The sequence below is a fragment of the Amycolatopsis orientalis DSM 40040 = KCTC 9412 genome (assembly GCF_000478275.1).
Lineage (GTDB): Bacteria > Actinomycetota > Actinomycetes > Mycobacteriales > Pseudonocardiaceae > Amycolatopsis > Amycolatopsis orientalis.
Genome location: NZ_ASJB01000003.1, coordinates 1 through 292 on the forward strand (window position 1 = coordinate 1; position 292 = coordinate 292).

Sequence of the window (292 nt, forward strand, 5' to 3'; positions counted from 1 at the left end):
TAGGAAGAGAAAACAACCGTGATTCCGTGAGTAGTGGCGAGCGAAAGCGGAAGAGGCTAAACCGTTTGTATGTCAAGCTGTCAGGCGTTGTGCAAGCGGTGTTGTGGGACCCAGCGTCGAGGATCTGACAGTCCTCGGAATGATTACGCGTGTTAGTGGAACGCCTTGGGATGGGCGACCGGAGTGGGTGAGAGTCCCGTACGCGAAAACACGTTGTGGATTGTTTGTCTGGTGTTCCCGAGTAGCAGCGAGCTCGTGGAATTTGCTGTGAATCTGCCGGGACCACCCGGTA

Annotated in this window: 1 rRNA gene; it reads left to right on the forward strand. The window is 55.1% G+C overall.

What is annotated here, in order from left to right:
- Window positions 1-292: ribosomal RNA gene (locus L324_RS00530) — 23S ribosomal RNA — on the forward strand; the annotation flags it as partial.